Below are 18,362 nucleotides of genomic sequence, written 5' to 3'. Positions count from 1 at the left end.
TGTAAATATAGGTGTCAAGACAGGTGTAAATTACAGGAGGGTGTTATGCCTCAAACAGATGTTATTATTATCGGTAGTGGACTTGCAGCTCTTTCTGTTGCATACCATCTACGTCATAAACATGTGAAATTGATAACAAAATCAACATGGTCAGAAAGCAATTCAATGCTTGCACAAGGTGGTATTGCAGCAGCAGTTGCTCAAAATGATTCATGGAAAAATCATTTTGAAGATACCATTACTGCCGGTTGTGATCACAATAACGTGAAAAACGTGAAATATCTTGTTCAAGAAGGACCGACAGAATTAAATGAGTGGATTCAAAGAGGTGTAAAGTTTGATTGTGACCAAAATGGTCGGCTTTTACTTGGAAAAGAAGGTGCACATAGTCATCATCGGATCATTCATGCTGGTGGAGATGCAACAGGGAAAGAGTTGACAAGTTTTCTCTTTAATCAAACAAAGTCTTATGTTCAAATCATTGAAAATGAAATAGCTATAGATTTAATAATGGATCAAAATCAGTGTCAAGGAGTTTACACGAAAAATAAACAAGGGGAAGTAAAGTCATATATTTCTAGTCATGTCATCATAGCAAGTGGAGGCTGTGGCGCTGTGTATGGTCAAACATCAAATGCAGATGTGATTACAGGTGATGGGATCGCCATGGCTTTTCGAGCTGGTGCTGAGTTATCAGATATGGAATTTGTCCAATTTCATCCAACGATGCTCTATATTAGTGGAAAATGTGTGGGTCTTATTTCTGAAGCAGTTAGAGGAGAAGGGGCTACCTTAATTACACAAAATGGGGATGCATTTATGCATAACATTCATTATCAAGGTGACCTTGCTCCAAGAGATATTGTCTCTAGAACGATATTTGAGAAAATGGAAAAAGGAAATGAGGTATTTCTCGATATCACTGCAATTAAAAATTTCTCAACTAGATTTCCAACGATATCAGCACTTTGTAAACAGAATGGTATTGATATAGCCAGTGGTAAAATTCCAGTTGCCCCGGGTATGCACTTCTTAATGGGGGGAATTAAAACAAATGAGAATGGTGAGACAACGATTCAAAATCTATTTGCAGTAGGCGAGGCAGCTTGTACTGGTGTTCATGGTGCGAACCGCTTAGCAAGTAACTCCCTTCTAGAGGGGCTTGTTTTTGGAAAAAGGATAGCAAACTATCTTTCAACATTATCAAATGAACAACCAGATCTTAGAAAAGAGAGCAATCAAATCAAACAACTAAAAGAAAAACCCGACTTGCCAACAAAAAAACAAATACAAGAGATCATGACCACTTATGTTGGTATTTTACGTTCAAAAACAGGATTACTTTATGCAATAAATTGGTTTGAAAAGTACCGTGAATACATCTCTATTCAGATCTTCAATGTGAAGGATTTCACAATAAACGAAATTGAAATCATCAATATGTTAACAAATGGTTGGATTATTGCAATGTCTGCATTAAAAAGAACGGAAAGTAGGGGAGGGCATTACCGAATCGATTACCCCAAACGAAATGATCTTACCTGGCAAGGAAAACAAGTAATCATAACAAATTCAGAAATGGTTATGGAGGTATAAGATGCATACGATCAAGATAAAGAAAAAGATGGAAGAATTCTTTTTGGAGGATCTTGGAGAGGTAGATATCTCAAGTCAAACAATCTTTGGCAAAGAAGCTAAAGGTGAAGCTGTCATAATAGCAAAAGAAGACGGTATTTTTTCAGGTGCAGAAATCATTAAGATAGGATATTCGTTATTTCAGACAGATCTGCAAATAAATGTAAAAAAGAAAGATGGAGAACAACTGAAAAAAGGAGACATCATTGCTGAACTATATGGACCTGTTTCCGTCATTTTAAGTGGAGAACGTGTAATACTGAACGTTCTCCAGCGGATGTGCGGGATTGCTACTTTAACAAATAAAGCTGTTCGACTTTTGAATTCAACTCACACGAGAATATGTGACACTCGAAAAACTTCACCAGGGTTTAGGATGTTTGAAAAATATGCTGTTCGCTGTGGCGGTGGTTTTAATCATCGATTTGGACTATATGATGGTGTCATGATTAAGGATAACCACATTGCATTTGCAGGATCTATATCAAACGCTGTACAAAAAGTGAGAAAACAAACAGGTCATATGGTGAAGATTGAAGTTGAAATTGAAACGGAAGCACAACTTCATGAGGCTATTGAGGCAAGAGCAGATGTTATTATGTTTGATAATCGTTCACCGGAAGAAGTGGCAAGATTTGCCGAGATCACTCCAAAATCGATTATTACAGAAGCGTCAGGAGGTATTGGATTGGACAATCTTCCCGACTTTAAAAATACAAATGTTGATTATATTTCGTTAGGAATGCTGACCCACTCATATCAATCTTTGGATATTAGTTTGAACGTTAAATAGGGGGGAAAAGGAATGGAATTATTAGATATATTAGAACATGAAAAAAGAGAAATGATGCCTGAATGCTATAAAAATTTATCAATTGAAGAAATGGAGCAAAGAGTTTGGGAAATCAAACAAAAATTTGGATCAAAGCTGTATATTCCAGGACATCACTACCAAAAGGATGAGGTTGTCCAATTTTCTGATGTGACTGGTGATTCATTACAGCTGGCCCAGGCAGCAGCATTAAATAAAGAAGCAGAATATATTGTTTTTTGCGGTGTTCACTTTATGGCTGAAACGGCAGACATGCTTACATCTGAACATCAAAAAGTCATTCTGCCGGACATGAGAGCCGGCTGCTCTATGGCTGACATGGCTGACATCGAGCAAACGGATCGTGCCTGGGAAAAACTTCAGAACATATTTGGAGATACGATTTTACCTTTAACATATGTTAATTCTACAGCGGCTATTAAAGCATTTGTTGGTAAAAATGGTGGGGCAACGGTTACTTCTTCAAATGCAAAAAAAATGTTGGAGTGGGCTTTTAAGCAAAAAGAACGAATTTTATTTCTGCCGGACCAGCATTTAGGGAGGAACACAGCCTTTGAATTAGGGATCCCATTAAACCGAATGGCAATATGGAATCCAATTACTAATGAGCTTGAATACAATGGAAATGAAGAAGATATTATTGTTATTCTTTGGAAAGGCCACTGCTCAGTACATGAAAATTTCACCGTGAAAAATATTGAACATATCCGCCAAACAGAACCGGATATGAAGATTATTGTTCATCCGGAATGCAGCCGTGAAGTTGTGGAATTATCTGATTATGCTGGATCGACCAAGTATATTATTGACATGATAGAAGCTGCAAAAAAAGGAACAAAATGGGCGATTGGAACAGAGATGAACCTTGTAAATCGATTAATTCAAACCCATAAAGATAAAAGGATTGTTTCTCTAAACCCTTTTATGTGCCCATGTTTAACAATGAATCGAATTGATTTGCCTCACCTATTATGGACGTTAGAAGGTCTGGAAAATGGTGAAATTATTAATCAAATTACAGTCCCGGAAAATATAACAAAGGATGCTGTTTTGGCATTAGATCGTATGTTAGTTAATGTATAAAAGGAAAAAGGAATCAGCCACTACTTAAAATGGCTGGTTCCTTTTTTTGTTTAGGTTAATAAATTCAGACTATTTAACATATGCATGATAATAAGCTTGCTTTTATAGGTTTATCCACTTTTATAAGCTTTTTATCATATTCACCATTTTACATTCATAAATTGTTATGAAGTTTGTTGGCATTATGCATCTGTTTATACTTGTTCAACATAATGAATTAAGAAAGTGAATAAGAAAATCATTATGTTCATTCCTACATCATGTACAAATGATGATGGTAGATGTTTATTTTTTTGCTTAGGAGGGAAAGCGTTGAAAATTCATATTGTCCAAAAAGGCGATACTTTATGGAAAATTGCAAAAAAATATGGGGTTGATTTTGAAGAACTAAAGAGCATGAATACACAATTAAGTAACCCGGATTTAATTATGCCAGGAATGAAGATTAAAGTGCCTTCAGGGAATGTTGCAGTTAAAAAAGAAGCACCAATTCAACAGGCTGCACCAATTAAGAAGGAAATGCCGAAAGCCGAACATCCATTTGCAAAGGAAAAACCAAAGGCTGTTGTTGATGTTGAAGATACAGTTCCTAAAGAGCCTGTATCAGAAAAACCTTCAAAACCGTATATACCTCCTGTACCTAATGCTCAGCATCCGGTATATACTGGGATGGATGTGAATAATTATTATACGGTGAATATGGCAATGATGCCAAATATATCCAATCCACCTTTACCACAAAAGCCGGCAAATGTGTTACCTGAGATGACAAAAGAAGAGGCAGAAGTAGAAAAAGCAGAGCCATATTACTTACCAGAAGAAAAACATGAGGAGGATTCAAAAGATATGGCAAACATGCCTAATATTCCAAACATGCCGAACATTCCTAATATGCAGATGCCAACACAAACACAACCAGCGATGTATCAGCCGCAACAAGTTGCACCACAGTACATGGTTCCAGTATCACCGGTTTTACCAGGTTCAGGACTATGTCCACCTTATTATCCAATGCATCCGATGCATCAAATGCATCCAATGCCATATGGGTACAGCCCGGCAATGATGCCACAAGCACAACCGTACCCAACAGCAGTTAGTCCTGCTGAATTTGATGAAGATGATGATTACGATTACGATAATCCTCATTATACAGCACCAACTATGCCTTATCCACAGGCTGTTGCTCCTGCACATTATGGGCATGGTTTCCCGGTTAATCCATATGCGGGTGTACCTGTTTCACCTGTATTGCCGGGACCGGGATTTGGAGGCTATCCAAATCAAGTAATGGGAGCATATGATGAAGCACCTGATCAATATCAAAATATGCCGAATCAGGCATACCCTCAAGGAGTCGCACCTGCGTATGATCAAGGAGATTGTGGATGTGGCGGTCCGGCACCAGCACCATATGGCTATCAAATGCCGATGCAGCAACCTTTCTATGGTCAACAGCCAATGATGGCACAACAACCAATGATGGCACAACAACCTTTTGCACCATACGGGCAACAACAAGGATTTAATCCAGCCCAACAAATGCAGGGGCCAGGTGGTCAAATGTTTGGCATGCCAAACTATGATCGCGAGGAAGAAGAGGATTAAGAATTAACAAAAGCAGGGGGAATTTTCCTCCTGCTTTTTTACTGCTTTGGAAATTAAAAATTCTTGAACTGTGGATAAGCGCTTCCAGGTCATAAGCCACAAATGAATTGAAGACAAAGAACGTCTTTATTCATTTGCGTCTTATTTGCCCTAGGCTGTTCAAGGCGCTTGCGCTTTTGTTCTTTCCCCATTATTTAAAAGTATTGTCGATAACTAACAGAGTCATCCTCCTTGTTTAGGTACATGATAATATTGAGCATCTCTTATGCTCACAGTTCATAGTATCTTTATTCCAGGGAGGTTGTTGTTTTGACAAAAGGTAAAAAAGCCATAGCTTTTACTGCATTAGCACTTTTAACAACAGGTTTAACAGCTTGTAATGGGGACCAAGGTGCTGTAGAAAATACCCGAAACACAAATCAAGCTCAACCGATAGGATATTATACAAACGAAGATACTAATGGTGCAGATAATGAAGGTCCTGTTACAGAAATGATGGATGGGATGAATGATGGTGATAATAGAAATCATTATTTTCGCCAAGTGGATAATAGAAACAACAATCGAAATATGAGCAATCCTACAGTTCCATTAGGAAACAATGATACAGGACTTGTTCGGGATAATCGCTACAGCAATGGAGATGCGAATTATCATAGACATTTGAATGAAGTAGGTTATTATAACCGCGGAGACGGTGAGATTGCACAAAAAATAAAAAATAATATAGAGAAAATGGACAATGTTGATAATGCACGAGTTCTAGTGACAGATGATAACGTGCTGGTTGCCGTTGACTCCAATGATCGTAATGATCGTGATATGAAGGAAAAAATCACCAACCAAGCCCGTAAAATGGCCGATGGAAGAGATATACAAGTTGTAACAGATGAAGGGACATTTAGGCGTATTCGAAACATCGATAATGATATTCAAAATGGTGTTGATAAGGATGTCATTGACACCGATATAAACGAATTACTGAACAATCTTGGAGATGCAGTGCAACGTCCTTTTAATGCGAATAACCGATAATATTTAAAAACAAGGAGCAAATGCCCCTTGTTTTTTTTGTAAGAGTTTTTGGTTAAAAATACTATTAATGGCTACAATAATAAAAGATGAAGTGTGAATTTATATGAGCGAGGTGAGATAGGTGAGAATGACTTATCACAGTCGCATCCTTACCGTATGTAGTTTTGTTTTTCTCTTTATTAGTCTTATGAGCATTAATACAACGCCTATCATGGCACAAGAAAATAGTATAAAGCAGCCTTTATCTGTAAAAGTGGTATTGCAAAGAAAATATTTAGATGGTGAAGTAAGTGAGGAAATTATCCAAGAGAAAGTAGCTTCTATAGAAGAAATTGTGGAAATGTATTCGGAATGGCAACTTCTTGAACAAAAAAACGACAGTGTAATACTTCAAAGAGAAGTTGATGATATATCACCTTTATTAAAGACAAATGGATATTTCGGCATTACAGGGGATGGGACTTTTTCAATTTTTAACGGTAGACCAGGTTCAAATGATGTAATTCAGTCTTTTTTTCAAATTGATGTGAAAAAATTAGAAAGCCATAAACATGATGAATTAATAGAAGGAATAAGAATCGAATCTAAAGATCAGTATTTAGAAGTTCTAAAAATATATGAGACATATTCTAAGGTTGAAAAGAAATGATCTTATAAGCTAATTCGAGAAATAAATTCGGGTTAGCTTTTTTTAATGAGAATTGCAAATTTGCAATTCAAAGTAAACCATATTAATGGTATTATATAATGATGAGAACAATTGTACGCTAAATATAAAATTCTTCTGATGAAAGAAATTATTTGTTACAATGAGGTACAGTCACAAGAGGTGAGAGCAATGATTGAATTTATTAAAGGATTTGTGGATCATATAACCCCTGAGTATATCGTGATCGATCATCACGGAATTGGCTATCAAATTCATACTCCTAACCCTTTTAGTTATTCAAAAAATCGAAAAGAAGAAAATATTGTCTATACATATCAACATGTCAGAGAAGATTTAATCGCGTTATACGGGTTTTCTACGCGCGAGGAAAAAGCTTTGTTCATGAAACTATTAAATGTAACAGGGATCGGACCTAAGGGGGCTTTAGCCATTTTAGCTTCTGGAAATCCGTCACAAGTTATCGAGGCAATAGAAAATGAAAATGATACGTTTTTAGTAAAGTTTCCAGGAGTAGGGAAAAAAACAGCTCGTCAAATCATTCTGGATTTAAAAGGAAAGCTTGGCGATATAGCTGCCTTATATTCCCCAGATCTCTTTAATCATGAAGAATTAGAAGATAAAGAGTCAGCAAATCATGCATTAAGTGAAGCAATTGAAGCGTTAAAAGTGTTAGGATATGCTGAACGTGAGATTAAAAAAGTTGTCCCATCCTTACAAGAAGAATCGTTAACAACAGATCAATATGTAAAAAAAGCATTGCAAAAGCTATTAAAGTAAGGTGATAACATGGATGAACGCCTTGTATCAAGTGAAGCGGATCTACAAGAATCATTTATAGAACAAAGTTTAAGACCACAGTCATTGTCACAGTATATAGGCCAAGATAAAGTGAAGGAAAATTTAAGAGTGTTTATCGAAGCTGCTAAGATGCGAAACGAAACACTTGATCATGTCCTTTTGTATGGACCACCTGGCTTAGGGAAAACAACTTTAGCAACGATTATTGCAAATGAAATGGGAGTTAATATAAGAACAACCTCTGGACCGGCAATTGAAAGACCGGGTGATCTTGCAGCTGTATTAACTGCACTTGAACCGGGGGATGTTTTATTTATTGATGAAATTCATCGTTTGCATCGATCGATTGAAGAAGTGTTATATCCTGCGATGGAAGATTTTTGCTTGGATATCGTTATTGGTAAAGGTTCCACTGCAAGATCTGTCCGTTTAGATCTCCCGCCGTTTACCTTAATTGGTGCTACGACGAGAGTGGGACTTCTAACAGCTCCACTTCGTGATCGATTTGGTGTCTTAAGTAGACTAGAATATTATGATGAACAACAGCTTTCTTATATTATTGAAAGAACAGCTGATCTTTTTGGCATTGGATTGGAACATGAAGCAGCAATTGAAATGGCCAGAAGATCCAGGGGAACGCCACGAATCGCCAACAGGCTTCTAAAAAGAGTCAGAGATTTTGCTCAAGTTATGGGAGAAGATACCATATCAACTCAATTAGCGGTTGATGCACTTGAAAGACTTCAAGTTGATAAACTTGGCCTTGATCATATTGATCACAAACTTCTTCTGGGGATTATTGAGAAATTTCGTGGCGGACCGGTTGGAATCGATACAATTTCGGCAACAATAGGAGAAGAATCACATACAATTGAGGACGTTTATGAGCCGTATTTATTACAAATTGGTTTCCTGCAAAGAACCCCAAGGGGAAGAATTGTAACAGATCTTGTTTATAAACATTTTCAAATGGAGGCTCCTTATCATGATTGATTTTCCAAAAATATTAATGATCATTGGCGGAATCCTTCTAATAGTTGGTTTTTTTATGCAGTTTATTGGAAAACTACCAGGTGATATTGTATTTAAAAAAGGAAATACAACGGTCTTTTTCCCAATTGTAACGTGTATAGTTATCAGTATTATTCTATCGTTTGTATTCTCGATTTTAGGTCGATTTAAATAAATAGCTCTATTTTAGAATCTTGTTTTTTAACAGTTCCTTTGAGCAAAACTATTTAGGTTGATTGGAGCGAAAGGTGCGAGACTCCTGTGGGAGCAGCGGGACAGGTGAGACCCCGCAGTCGCAAAGCGACGAGGAGGCTCACCGCACGCCCCACGGAAAGCGAGCATCCTGTAGCGGAAATCAACCAACCGAATACTAATCTAAGAACTACAAAGATTGTGAAAACAACCAATATAAAGAATAGCACTGATAAATAAGTAAGATAGAAATTAGGTGAATGTTTTGAAAGTAGAATTATTTGATTTTTATCTTCCTGAAGAATTAATTGCACAAGTTCCGTTAAAAGAACGTGATGCGTCAAGGTTAATGGTTCTTCAAAAAGATAATGGTGAACTTAAACACGAATCGTTTAAGTCTATAATTAATTACTTACAAGCTGGTGATTGCTTAGTATTAAACAATACTAGGGTAATGCCTGCACGATTATTTGGTATGAAAGAAGATACTGGTGCCGGTATCGAAATTTTACTGTTAAAGCAACAGGAAGATGATGTGTGGGAAACACTTGTCAAACCTGCTAAAAGAGTGAAAGCAGGAACAGTAATTACATTTGGTTCCGGCAGTTTAAAAGCAACTTGTGTTGGAACGAGTGATCATGGCGGCAGATTGCTGAAGTTTGATTATGACGGAATTTTTTATGAAGTACTTGAGAAATTAGGAGAAATGCCCTTACCACCGTATATAAAAGAACAATTAGATGATCGTGAACGCTATCAAACTGTTTTTTCCCGTGAAATTGGTTCTGCGGCAGCTCCGACAGCTGGATTACACTTTACTGAGGAAATTCTTGACCAGTTAAAGGAAAAAGGAGTTCATATCGCCTTCATTACTTTACATGTTGGGTTAGGAACCTTCCGTCCCGTAAGTGCTGATACAGTAGAAGAGCATGAAATGCATGCAGAATTTTATCAAGTAACAGATGGAACGGCTGCACTGTTAAATAACGTGAGATCGAATGGTGGAAGGATAATTACAGTCGGAACAACTTCTACAAGAACCCTTGAAACGATTGCAGCTAAACATAATGGTCAATTTGTTGCTGAAAGTGGCTGGACGAATATTTTTATTTATCCGGGCTATGAATTTAAAGGAATTGACGGAATGATTACAAATTTTCATCTCCCTAAATCATCCCTGATTATGTTAGTTAGTGCTTTGGCTTCAAGAGAATATGTATTACATGCATATGAAACAGCAGTAAAAGAGAAGTATCGCTTCTTTAGTTTTGGAGATGCAATGCTTATTATCTAAATAAAATATGGTTTTCATATAAGAGGTGTGGATGAGCTGTTGAACAGCTCTTACACTTTTCTTATTTAAGGAGGAAATAAGGTGTCAACTTCACCAATTCGGTACGAACTTATAAAAACATGTAAACAAACAGGAGCACGTCTTGGAAGAGTTCATACTCCACATGGCAGTTTTGAAACGCCTGTGTTCATGCCTGTTGGGACATTAGCAACGGTCAAAACAATGTCACCAGAAGAGCTTAAGGAAATGGGAGCAGGTATTATTCTAAGTAATACATATCATTTGTGGTTACGTCCAGGAAATGAGATTGTTAAGGAAGCTGGAGGCCTTCATAAATTTATGAATTGGGATCGGGCCATTTTAACTGATTCAGGAGGATTCCAGGTCTTTAGTTTAAGTGAGTTCCGCAAAATTGAAGAAGAAGGAGTTCATTTCCGTAATCATTTAAATGGAGACAAGCTTTTCTTATCCCCTGAAAAAGCGATGCAGATTCAAAATGATTTAGGATCTGATATTATGATGGCTTTTGATGAATGCCCACCATATCCTGCTGAATATGATTATATGAAGAAGTCTGTTGAACGGACCAGTCGCTGGGCAGAACGTTGTTTAAAAGCTCATTCACGACCTAATGATCAAGGTCTTTTCGGAATTATTCAGGGTGGAGAGTATGAGGAGCTAAGAAAGCAAAGTGCCAGAGACTTGGTGTCAATGGATTTTCCAGGATACGCAGTTGGCGGCTTATCAGTTGGGGAACCGAAAGATGTGATGAACCGTGTGTTAGAATTCACAACACCTTTAATGCCTGATAACAAGCCGCGTTATTTAATGGGTGTAGGCTCACCTGACTCTCTTATCGATGGTGCTATTCGTGGAATTGACATGTTTGATTGTGTACTTCCAACACGAATTGCCAGAAATGGGACACTCATGACAAGCGAAGGGCGCTTAGTTGTAAAAAATGCCAAGTATGCTAGGGATTTCGGACCGTTAGATGAGAATTGTGATTGCTATACATGTAGAAATTACTCACGTGCCTATATTCGCCACTTAATAAAAAGTGATGAAACATTTGGATTGAGATTAACTTCTTATCATAATCTATATTTTCTGGTAAACTTAATGGAGAAAGTTAGACAAGCAATCCGTGAAGATCGTTTAGGTGATTTCCGCGATGAATTTTTTGAAGCGTATGGCTTTAATAAACCGAATGCTAAAAACTTCTAATACTTGCATGAAAGGGGTGATATAAATGGAAATGTTAGGAACAGTCTTACCATTAGTACTAATGTTTGCAATCTTTTATTTCTTGCTGATTCGTCCGCAACAAAAACAACAAAAAGCGGTGCGTGAAATGCAAAATAGCCTTGCAAAAGGTGACAAGATTGTTACAATCGGTGGATTACATGGTATCCTTGACTCAATTGATGAGAACAAAATCGTTCTAAAGGTTGGAGATGGAACTCGTCTTACATTCGATCGTAAATCTGTACGCGAAGTTGTCAGAGATTAATAAGTACATAATAAAACCAGGGTGTAAGTCCCTGGTTTTTTATTTTGCCCTGGAAGAAGCTGTATTCACTCCAAATATTCCACCTAACATAGCAACTAATAAAAACCCTCCGTGATACATTAGTTCTTCCATGGAAAAAATTTGACCATGCCCTAAAAACTTAAATAAAAGAATGATCAGTGAGAAAAGAAGAGCCGTGATGCCACCGATCAGCCACCCTTTTTCCTTTCCGTTTCCTCCAGCGACAAAGCCGCCGATGAACAATGCCAAAATAGATAACCCGAGAATGAGCCATGTAATTGAAGATTCAGTGAGACTTGTGAATTTTAGAAGTAAAGAAAATATGAGACTCGTAACAAGAGCCATAGCAAAAATGGTGATAAGACCATAAAGGATCGCTTTTCCCCATTTTTTTGTTTCCACAAAGCTTCCCCCTTTCAACCTATACAAGTTAAATTCGAGCCTGTTTATGCTCGTCTTATTACAGAATATTCATCGAAGGGAAAAATAGACTACAAATATTAAAATAGATGCACATACAGAAAGTGATTTCAAATATGTGTTTAAGATGGAATGTGAAATCCTTACATAAAACAAAGCATATCGTTCAAAATAAGTGTTAAGGAATTAGGTGGAAAGGAGAACATGCGGTGGAGTATTATTTAACGATCTTGATTCGAACGTTATTCCTTTATTTTCTCATCGTGTTTATATTTAGAGTAATGGGGAAAAGAGAAATAGGAGAATTGAGTATCTTAGATTTAGTTGTTTTTATTATGATTGCTGAAATGGCCGTAACGGCCATTGAAGATCCTAAGGATCCACTTATACATACTGTCATTCCAATGCTTATTTTGATGATCATTCAAATCTCCTTGGCCTATATATCTCTAAAAAATCAAAAAATTAGACATTTATTAGATGGTAAGCCTACGATTATCATTAACAGGGGAAAAGTTGATGAGCATGCAATGGAGACACAACGATATAATTTCGATGATTTAATGACTCAGCTTCGGGATAAGAATATTGGTAATGTGGCGGATGTCGAATTTGCCATTCTTGAACCATCTGGAAAGCTATCTGTTATTGAAAAACAAAAAGAGAATAATAAACAGACGGAATTACAATTGCCGCTCATTGTTGATGGAGTTATTCAAGAAAATAATTTAGATGTTATTAATAAAAACAATCTTTGGTTAAGACAGCAGCTTAGAAAATTAGGTTATAGCGAAACAAAACAAATATCTCTTTGTACGTTTGGAAATGGAGTATTTTATATTGATTTAAAGCATGAAGAATAAATTAAAAAAGAGAAGTTGAACAAAACTCAGCTTCTCTTTCTTCATTATTTTATAGGTATAAGTCTTGAAAGATAGGATCCTATAAAAGGAATACGATTTACCTCATCCTTTTCCACTAATTTAAAGACAAGTAGGAGTAAACAGTAAATAATCGTTGTGATACTTAAACAAGTAAGCAATCTAATGATAAGAGGTATATTTTCGAATAGGTACTCATAGGTGAAGAATCCGGCTAATCCTGCGATTATCATTGTCATTCCACTCTTTATATATTCTCTAACATGTATTGTAAATGGTACAACCTTAATGACTGTAGCTAAGTGTAGTAAAGTTACAAGCATGATTCCGATAACAATGGCTAGAGCAGCTCCCATTATTCCAAGGGAAGGCCGTGTGGCAAGAACAAAGATTAGGGCAGTTTTAACAACTGAGCCAATCAAACTGTTAATCATCGCAGCTTTTGCTAGATCTAACGCTTGTAAAACTGCCTGCAAAGGACCTTGAAAATAATGAAAGATGAAGAAAGGAGCCATTACCTGTACAAATATAGCTGATTTATTCGTTCCGTACATGACAGTCATTAGCGGATCTGAAAATACGTATAAAATGACACAGGCTAGTCCTCCACTAATAAGGGACAAACGTAATGCTTGCTGTAGTCGATGTTCAACTGTTTTTAATTGGTTGTTAGCCATTGCCTCACTAATAGCAGGAACTAATGATGTTGATAACGAAAAAGTAATAAATGATGGAAGCATAAGTAAGGGTATTGCATATCCAGTGAGTGCACCGTATTGTTTTGTTGCAGCGGCAGTTGCGACTCCTGCAATATATAGACTATTTGCAACAACAATTGGTTCGAAAAACCAAGAAATATTCCCGATAAACCTGCTTCCTGTTGTAGGAAGGGCAATGTTCATTAGCTGATTTAATGTTTCTTTCCCATTTTTAACTGAGTTGAAAAATTTCCTGCGGATTTTTATTTTCTTTTTCAATTTAAACATTGTTGCTAAATACAGGAGTGAGGCTAATTCGCCAATAACAGCGGAAATCATAGCACCTGCAGCTGCAAATTCAATTCCGTAAGGTAGAAAAGCACTTGTACAAACGGCAACAAGAGAGATTCGGATTACTTGTTCCAATACTTGTGAAATAGCTGCAGGACGCATGTTTTGTTTTCCTTGGAAATATCCGCGGATAACCGAAGAAATCGCGACAATAGGTACGACAGGTGCAATAGCCAAAAGCGGCCAATACGTACGTTCATCAGTAAAGACATGCTGTGATAAATAAGGTGCTAGTAAAATCATGGCTGGGGTAAAGATAAGACTTAATGTGCCGGTCACAGATAGTGACACAACAAGGATTTTTTTTATTTTGCGACGATCTCCCTGTGCTTCAGCTTCGGCAACAAGCTTTGATATTGCAACAGGTAATCCGAGTTGAGTAATTGTAATGACTAACACAAGAGTTGGAACAGCCATATTGTATAGCCCTACACCTTCCTCACCAATAAACCGGGCAACAACAATTCGATTAATAAAACCTAGGACACGAGTAATAAACCCTGCTAGAATTAAGATTAGCGTTCCTTTAAGGAACGTTTGCTTTGACATAGTTCTCCCTGCCTTCTCAATTAACGTGGAATCATATACAATTACTATATGCGAGCGAATAGGCCAAGCATGACAAGTTCTAGCGTAGAATATGAATTGTTGAAATAAAAGGGAGTGTAGTGATGAATAAACAGCCGTTTGATGAATTCAGAGACCATGTAAGACCGGCAATAAAAAGTAAGCTGGAAGAATTTATCTTACTTGGTTATGAAGAGGTAACAGAAGAAAGGCTTTGGATGTATTTAAAATCGAAGAAGTGGAAAAAAACACCAGAACTATTTGTGCATGAAGTTGTAAGAGATGTGCTTGCTCTTCAAGTAGGCGAATTTATGAATTTTGCGACAGTTGAATCTTTTAAAGGAGGCAACTGGTTTGAAAGTGAAGAAGGACAGGATCTATTAAAAGGTCTAATATAGTTTCCTTCTATTTATTTTACAAAAAAGGAGGGATGAGGATGAAGCGCCAGTGGAGTTTAATACTAGCCATTATCTTTGCATTAATTATTGCCATATTTGCTGTGATTAATGTTGAAGCTGTTGAAGTAGATTATTTATTCGGGAAAGCGGAATGGCCGCTCATTTTAATTATCCTGGGCTCCGTATTTATGGGCGGCTTTATGGTTGCCTCTACAGGAGTTGTTAGAATTATTTCCCTCAATCGAAAACTAAAAGCATTGGAAAAAGAAAATAAAAAGTTACATGAGGAAATCAGCACTTTAGCTGAAAAAGCAAATGAAAATCAAGCTGTTGATCATGGTGATACAAAGTTACAAACAGATCAAGCATAGAAATAACTTTCTTCAATGGAATAATCCTTAAATTGAAACCCCTTAGCCACTCTTGTATAATAAGTAGGTTGAGGGGTGAAACTATGTTAAAGGCAAAAACAAGGTGGATGATTCAATCATCTGATGAAACCTTCATTCAAGATTTAAGAGAGAATTTATCGGTGACTCCACTAGTTGCTTCGTTACTAGTTAATAGAGGAATTAATTCTGTTGAAGCGGCACGTGAATTTTTAGAAACAGAATCACAAAGTTTTCACGATCCATATCTTTTAAAAGATATGGACATAGCTGTACAACGTATTCAAAAGGCAATTGAAAACAATGAACATATATTAGTCTATGGTGACTATGATGCTGACGGAGTAAGTAGCACAACAGTATTATTAACTACTTTAAGAAACTTAGGCGCCATAGCAGATTTTTATATTCCAAACCGCTTTTCAGAAGGGTATGGACCGAATGAAGCTGCATTTAGACTTGCACATGAACGCGGCTTTTCATTAATTATAACGGTTGATACCGGAATTGCTGCGGTACATGAAGCGGAAGTAGCGAAGGAATTAGGTGTAGATTTAATAATCACTGATCACCATGAACCAGGCCCTGTTTTACCTGCCGCATTAGCGATTATACATCCTAAACAGCCGGGATGCATGTATCCATTTAAGGAATTAGCCGGAGTAGGTGTTGCTTTTAAATTAAGCCATGCACTTTTGGGTGATGTTCCAACAGATTTATTAGAGGTTGCGGCAATAGGTACAATTGCAGATTTAGTTGCTCTTCATGGAGAAAATAGATTGATAGCAAAGCGCGGTATTCAACAATTGAAAACAACAAATCGTATTGGATTAAAGGCGCTGTTGAAGATTGCCAATGTAAAGCTGCAGGAAATAAACGAAGAGACAATTGGATTTGCAATTGGTCCTAGAATAAATGCTGTTGGAAGGTTACAATCGGCAGATCCTGCAGTTGATCTCCTTCTCTCAGAAGACGAAGAAGAAGCGATGATGATTGCTGAAGAAATAGATTCTCTTAATAAAGAGAGACAAAAGCTGGTGAATACGATGACAGAGGAAGCGGTTGAAGAAGTTGAAACCCGATTTCCTATTGAACAAAATCCTGTCCTTGTCATTGCCAAGGAAGGCTGGAATCCCGGTGTTGTAGGGATTGTAGCTTCAAGATTAGTTGATCGCTTTTATAGACCAACAATTGTTCTAAGTATTGACAAGGAAAAAGGCATTGCAAAAGGTTCTGCACGAAGTATTGCAGGGTTTGACCTGTTCGAAAATTTATCAACTTGCCGTGATATTTTACCTCATTTTGGTGGTCATCCTATGGCTGCGGGTATGACATTACAACTTGAAAATGTGAATGAGCTTCGTGAAAGACTAATAGAAAAAGCAAATAATATTCTAACGGAAAAAGATTTTATTCCTGTTACCAAAGTTGATGTAAGCTGTAAATTAGAAGATATTTCTGTAAAGTCAATTGAGGAGATGCAACTGCTATCTCCGTTTGGTATGAACAACCCAAAGCCAATTATTCATGTAAAAGATGTGACATTGGCAAATGTTCGTAAAATAGGAGCAGAGCAAAATCATTTAAAAATTGTTTTTGCTCAGGAAGAACAGCAGCTTGATTGTGTTGGCTTTGGCATGGGCTATATCCATGATGAGCTCTCACCAGCTGTAACAGTTTCTGCTATTGGAGAGCTATCAATAAATGAATGGAATAATTTGCGGAAGCCGCAAATTATGCTGCAGGATTTAAAAGTAAATCAATGGCAGTTATTTGACTTTAGAGGTTCTAGAAATGTTGACAAGCTTATCGATTCTCTTTCATCCAGTGAAGATGGTCAGATTATTACATTTCAGGCAAAAACATATGAAGATCTTCTGAAAAAAGGCTTTAATCATAAAACATTACACATAACATCTGAAGAGGATGCAGGAAAAATTGATGTACGAGATAAACATCTTCTTTTATTAGATATACCTTCTTCTATCGAATTATTGGACGAGCTATTTTCAAAAGGGAAACCTGCAAGAATATATTCTGTGTTTAAACAAGAAGTAGATCACTTCTTTTCAACAATACCAACAAGAGAGCATTTTAAATGGTACTATGGTTTTCTATTAAAGCAAGGCTCGTTTAAGCTTCGTGAACAAGGTGAACTTCTAGCTAAACATAAAGGCTGGACAAAAGAAACGATAGAATTTATGTCACAGGTGTTTTTTGAGCTAGAATTTGTTACAATAGAGAATGGTGTTATTTCGACAAATTCTTCATCTCGAAAAAGAGATTTAAGTGAATCGAAAACCTATGCCCAAAAGCAAAAACAAATTGAACTAGAAAAAACGTTATTATATACATCTTACATGCAGCTTAAACAGTGGTTTGAACAAAGGTTTTCATTAGATGCTCCTGTAGGTGTATAAGGAGGACAAAGGAAAAATGGATTTAAAGCAATTTGTAACAGTTGTTCCTGATTATCCGAAGCCAGGAATTCAATTTAAAGATATTACAACACTAATGGATAACGGGGATGCTTATCGATATGCAACAGACCAAATTGTGAAATATGCTCGTGAGAAAGAGATTGACATTGTTGTTGGTCCAGAGGCACGCGGCTTTATTATTGGGTGCCCAGTAGCATATTCTTTAGGAGTGGGTTTTGCACCGGTTCGTAAAGAAGGAAAATTACCTCGTGAAGTTGTACGCGTTGAATACGGTCTTGAATATGGTAAGGATGTTCTTACCCTCCATAAAGATGCGATAAAGCCTGGACAAAGAGTATTAATTACAGATGATCTATTGGCAACTGGAGGAACGATTGAAGCAACAATCAAACTTGTAGAAGAATTAGGCGGCGTTGTTGCGGGAATTGCTTTCTTAATTGAATTATCTTACTTAGATGGTCGTAGATTATTAGATGGATACGATGTTTTAACGTTAATGACATTTTAATTATATGGGGACCTGAG

At 36.9% G+C, this 18,362-nt stretch carries 18 protein-coding genes and 1 pseudogene; 17 read left to right on the top strand and 2 right to left on the bottom strand.

Annotation, left to right across the window (positions count from 1 at the left end; genetic code table 11):
* Positions 1 to 45 precede the first annotated feature (45 nt).
* From nadB to yajC, 12 genes and pseudogenes are all read left to right on the top strand, one after another.
* The gene (gene nadB, locus HWV59_RS19805; protein ID WP_175639828.1) at positions 46 to 1,596 is read left to right on the top strand and encodes an L-aspartate oxidase; all 1,551 of its coding nucleotides are present in this window, start codon (positions 46 to 48) and stop codon (positions 1,594 to 1,596) included.
* Position 1,597: 1 nt separating this feature from the next.
* Positions 1,598 to 2,428 (top strand): carboxylating nicotinate-nucleotide diphosphorylase, encoded by an 831-nt coding sequence (gene nadC, locus HWV59_RS19800; RefSeq protein ID WP_175639827.1) that lies wholly within the window; start codon positions 1,598 to 1,600, stop codon positions 2,426 to 2,428.
* Between the two features lie 12 nt (positions 2,429 to 2,440).
* Positions 2,441 to 3,550, top strand: coding sequence for a quinolinate synthase NadA (gene nadA, locus HWV59_RS19795; RefSeq protein WP_175639826.1), 1,110 nt, complete (start codon positions 2,441 to 2,443; stop codon positions 3,548 to 3,550).
* Between the two features lie 312 nt (positions 3,551 to 3,862).
* Positions 3,863 to 4,019 (top strand): annotated as a pseudogene (gene safA / locus HWV59_RS27570) (SafA/ExsA family spore coat assembly protein); the annotation flags it as partial.
* A 1,448-nt stretch (positions 4,020 to 5,467) separates the two neighbouring features.
* Positions 5,468 to 6,193: a YhcN/YlaJ family sporulation lipoprotein gene (locus HWV59_RS19785; RefSeq protein ID WP_175639824.1), complete on the top strand. Its 726-nt coding sequence runs from the start codon at positions 5,468 to 5,470 to the stop codon at positions 6,191 to 6,193.
* Between the two features lie 127 nt (positions 6,194 to 6,320).
* Positions 6,321 to 6,842 carry a BofC C-terminal domain-containing protein gene (locus tag HWV59_RS19780; RefSeq protein WP_102230825.1) on the top strand — a complete coding sequence of 174 codons (522 nt, stop codon included), beginning with the start codon at positions 6,321 to 6,323 and terminating at the stop codon, positions 6,840 to 6,842.
* A 189-nt stretch (positions 6,843 to 7,031) separates the two neighbouring features.
* On the top strand, positions 7,032 to 7,640 hold the full coding sequence (gene ruvA / locus HWV59_RS19775) for a Holliday junction branch migration protein RuvA (RefSeq protein WP_175639823.1): 609 nt from the start codon (positions 7,032 to 7,034) through the stop codon (positions 7,638 to 7,640).
* Between the two features lie 9 nt (positions 7,641 to 7,649).
* A complete protein-coding gene (gene ruvB / locus HWV59_RS19770) occupies positions 7,650 to 8,654 on the top strand; it encodes a Holliday junction branch migration DNA helicase RuvB (RefSeq protein ID WP_102230827.1) in 1,005 nt (334 codons plus the stop codon).
* The gene (locus HWV59_RS19765) at positions 8,647 to 8,847 is read left to right on the top strand and encodes a DUF2905 domain-containing protein (RefSeq protein ID WP_102230828.1); all 201 of its coding nucleotides are present in this window, start codon (positions 8,647 to 8,649) and stop codon (positions 8,845 to 8,847) included. Before ruvB ends, HWV59_RS19765 begins: the two co-directional genes overlap by 8 nt.
* Before the next feature lie 282 nt (positions 8,848 to 9,129).
* A complete protein-coding gene (gene queA, locus HWV59_RS19760) occupies positions 9,130 to 10,158 on the top strand; it encodes a tRNA preQ1(34) S-adenosylmethionine ribosyltransferase-isomerase QueA (protein ID WP_175639822.1) in 1,029 nt (342 codons plus the stop codon).
* A gap of 81 nt (positions 10,159 to 10,239) precedes the next feature.
* Positions 10,240 to 11,385, top strand: a complete 1,146-nt coding sequence (gene tgt, locus HWV59_RS19755) for a tRNA guanosine(34) transglycosylase Tgt (protein WP_175639821.1) — start codon at positions 10,240 to 10,242, stop codon at positions 11,383 to 11,385.
* 25 nt (positions 11,386 to 11,410) lie between these two features.
* A complete protein-coding gene (gene yajC, locus HWV59_RS19750; protein ID WP_102229519.1) occupies positions 11,411 to 11,671 on the top strand; it encodes a preprotein translocase subunit YajC in 261 nt (86 codons plus the stop codon).
* Between the two features lie 39 nt (positions 11,672 to 11,710).
* Here the strand turns inward: yajC and HWV59_RS19745 are convergent, their stop codons facing one another.
* Positions 11,711 to 12,094, bottom strand: a complete 384-nt coding sequence (locus HWV59_RS19745) for a TIGR04086 family membrane protein (protein WP_175639820.1) — start codon at positions 12,092 to 12,094, stop codon at positions 11,711 to 11,713.
* 227 nt (positions 12,095 to 12,321) lie between these two features.
* Here HWV59_RS19745 and HWV59_RS19740 point away from each other — a divergent pair, with 227 nt between their 5' ends.
* On the top strand, positions 12,322 to 12,975 hold the full coding sequence (locus tag HWV59_RS19740) for a DUF421 domain-containing protein (RefSeq protein WP_235991781.1): 654 nt from the start codon (positions 12,322 to 12,324) through the stop codon (positions 12,973 to 12,975).
* A 44-nt stretch (positions 12,976 to 13,019) separates the two neighbouring features.
* Here the strand turns inward: HWV59_RS19740 and spoVB are convergent, their stop codons facing one another.
* Positions 13,020 to 14,591 (bottom strand): stage V sporulation protein B, encoded by a 1,572-nt coding sequence (spoVB, locus tag HWV59_RS19735; RefSeq protein ID WP_175639819.1) that lies wholly within the window; start codon positions 14,589 to 14,591, stop codon positions 13,020 to 13,022.
* A gap of 122 nt (positions 14,592 to 14,713) precedes the next feature.
* Here spoVB and HWV59_RS19730 point away from each other — a divergent pair, with 122 nt between their 5' ends.
* From HWV59_RS19730 to HWV59_RS19715, 4 genes are all read left to right on the top strand, one after another.
* Positions 14,714 to 15,007 carry a post-transcriptional regulator gene (locus HWV59_RS19730; RefSeq protein ID WP_175639818.1) on the top strand — a complete coding sequence of 98 codons (294 nt, stop codon included), beginning with the start codon at positions 14,714 to 14,716 and terminating at the stop codon, positions 15,005 to 15,007.
* A 38-nt stretch (positions 15,008 to 15,045) separates the two neighbouring features.
* On the top strand, positions 15,046 to 15,378 hold the full coding sequence (locus tag HWV59_RS19725; protein WP_102229516.1) for a LapA family protein: 333 nt from the start codon (positions 15,046 to 15,048) through the stop codon (positions 15,376 to 15,378).
* 83 nt (positions 15,379 to 15,461) lie between these two features.
* Positions 15,462 to 17,816 (top strand): single-stranded-DNA-specific exonuclease RecJ, encoded by a 2,355-nt coding sequence (recJ, locus tag HWV59_RS19720; RefSeq protein WP_175639817.1) that lies wholly within the window; start codon positions 15,462 to 15,464, stop codon positions 17,814 to 17,816.
* 16 nt (positions 17,817 to 17,832) lie between these two features.
* Positions 17,833 to 18,345, top strand: a complete 513-nt coding sequence (locus HWV59_RS19715) for an adenine phosphoribosyltransferase (protein ID WP_102229514.1) — start codon at positions 17,833 to 17,835, stop codon at positions 18,343 to 18,345.
* Positions 18,346 to 18,362 lie beyond the last annotated feature (17 nt).

Origin of the sequence: Metabacillus schmidteae, assembly GCF_903166545.1 — a bacterium.
Taxonomy (GTDB): domain Bacteria; phylum Bacillota; class Bacilli; order Bacillales; family Bacillaceae; genus Metabacillus; species Metabacillus schmidteae.
This window is presented reverse-complemented; position numbering and strand designations above follow the sequence as displayed.

Excerpts from the sequence above, each read along its gene's own strand:
- spoVB (WP_175639819.1), bottom strand. The coding sequence starts at position 14,591 with ATGTCAAAGCAAACGTTCCTTAAAGGAACGCTAATCTTAATTCTAGCA.
- yajC (WP_102229519.1), top strand. The coding sequence starts at position 11,411 with ATGGAAATGTTAGGAACAGTCTTACCATTAGTACTAATGTTTGCAATC.
- HWV59_RS19725 (WP_102229516.1), top strand. The coding sequence starts at position 15,046 with ATGAAGCGCCAGTGGAGTTTAATACTAGCCATTATCTTTGCATTAATT.
- HWV59_RS19780 (WP_102230825.1), top strand. The coding sequence starts at position 6,321 with ATGACTTATCACAGTCGCATCCTTACCGTATGTAGTTTTGTTTTTCTC.
- nadB (WP_175639828.1), top strand. The coding sequence starts at position 46 with ATGCCTCAAACAGATGTTATTATTATCGGTAGTGGACTTGCAGCTCTT.
- ruvA (WP_175639823.1), top strand. The coding sequence starts at position 7,032 with ATGATTGAATTTATTAAAGGATTTGTGGATCATATAACCCCTGAGTAT.
- HWV59_RS19765 (WP_102230828.1), top strand. The coding sequence starts at position 8,647 with ATGATTGATTTTCCAAAAATATTAATGATCATTGGCGGAATCCTTCTA.
- HWV59_RS19730 (WP_175639818.1), top strand. The coding sequence starts at position 14,714 with ATGAATAAACAGCCGTTTGATGAATTCAGAGACCATGTAAGACCGGCA.
- nadC (WP_175639827.1), top strand. The coding sequence starts at position 1,598 with ATGCATACGATCAAGATAAAGAAAAAGATGGAAGAATTCTTTTTGGAG.
- ruvB (WP_102230827.1), top strand. The coding sequence starts at position 7,650 with ATGGATGAACGCCTTGTATCAAGTGAAGCGGATCTACAAGAATCATTT.
- HWV59_RS19715 (WP_102229514.1), top strand. The coding sequence starts at position 17,833 with ATGGATTTAAAGCAATTTGTAACAGTTGTTCCTGATTATCCGAAGCCA.
- recJ (WP_175639817.1), top strand. The coding sequence starts at position 15,462 with ATGTTAAAGGCAAAAACAAGGTGGATGATTCAATCATCTGATGAAACC.
- nadA (WP_175639826.1), top strand. The coding sequence starts at position 2,441 with ATGGAATTATTAGATATATTAGAACATGAAAAAAGAGAAATGATGCCT.